This window comes from Moraxella cuniculi DSM 21768, from assembly GCF_900156515.1.
Classification (GTDB): Bacteria; Pseudomonadota; Gammaproteobacteria; order Pseudomonadales; family Moraxellaceae; genus Moraxella; species Moraxella cuniculi.
Genome location: NZ_FTNU01000047.1, coordinates 1 through 1,077, shown reverse-complemented (window position 1 = coordinate 1,077; position 1,077 = coordinate 1). Strand labels below are relative to the sequence as shown.

Here is a 1,077-nt window from a genome sequence, read left to right as displayed (position 1 = left end):
AAGCATGAGCCGCCTCCCTTGGTGAATTGACCGCAAGGCGAAACACCCTGCCGAATTTTTTGGCAAGAATGCCGTGTAGATAGATGGTTTTCATAGATATTATCCAATAAAAAAAGCCAAGCAAACGCTTGACTTTTTATGTAGTTTAAACTATTATATGTTTATCAAGGCAAGGTGGTGGGACACCAAGCCTTGATAGGTTACCGCCACCGACCTTGTCAAGTGGTGGCGACCTTAGGAGATAAGCGATGAAACTAGCTGTAAAAATCGTAATCGCCATTATCCTGTTTTTATTAAGCAATAACGCTTATTAAGACAGGTCAAGCCATAAGGCTTGGGTTGGGTGGTGCAAGCACCCAATCTCTCCTAAAACTTAAATCTTATCTTAACAACACAAGCAGGAGTTGTCAAGTGCCAAAAGTTATTGCCAATCCCAAATCACGCAATCAAATCCAAAAAGAAAGCGATGCTCGCCGTGGGGTGAAGTCGATTGGCTTTAAAGTGCCGATTGAGTTTGCCGAGCTGCTTGATGGGCTTGCCAAACAATCAGGCAAAACCAAAAATATCATCATCATGGAGGCAGTGGCTCTTTGGCAAGATGCCCATGCCTAACCACCATCGCCACCCTTTTTTGCCAGCTTTCGCCGTAGATTTCTCGCACGCTTAGCCTGCCGTGTGGGTGGTGCAGGATTAGGCTTGTGCCAGTGATGGGCGTGGCGGTTTCGCTGGTTAATTGCCCATCATCGCCCAGATAAATCAAGGCGTGGTTAATATGCTCGGTGCGTCCGACTCGGCATAGGATAACATCGTGCTTTTGTAGGTCATGCACTTGTGCAAATCCTGCCTTGGTGAAGTTGTTTTCATAAAGCGGCTCATGCTTGGCATCTTCCCACCAGCCATCAAGGCGTGGGAAGTCTGGCAGATGGATATTTAGCTCTCGTTGATAATAATCACGCACAAGGCTATAGCAGTCCTGCACGCTGTGATGATATTCTCGCCCGATTAACGGTGCTTGATAGGCTTTGGGCTTGTGCCGTTTAATTTCGGCATATTCTTCGCCGCAAGCGTGCCTACCAA

The 1,077-nt window shown here is 46.9% G+C and carries 2 protein-coding genes and 1 pseudogene; 1 reads left to right on the top strand and 2 read right to left on the bottom strand.

All coding sequences use genetic code 11. The annotated features are described in order from the left end of the window. Positions 1-94: pseudogene (locus tag BW928_RS12275) on the bottom strand (tail assembly protein); the annotation flags it as partial. Between the two features lie 317 nt (positions 95-411). Here BW928_RS12275 and BW928_RS11230 point away from each other — a divergent pair. Beyond that, complete coding sequence (locus BW928_RS11230; protein WP_076556284.1) at positions 412-612, top strand: hypothetical protein; 201 nt, start codon at positions 412-414, stop codon at positions 610-612. On the opposite strand, the gene BW928_RS11225 is transcribed toward BW928_RS11230, so the two are convergent. After that, a partial coding sequence (locus BW928_RS11225; RefSeq protein WP_144295818.1) for an NlpC/P60 family protein occupies positions 572-1,077 on the bottom strand: 506 nt, incomplete at its 5' end. The genes BW928_RS11230 and BW928_RS11225 overlap by 41 nt on opposite strands.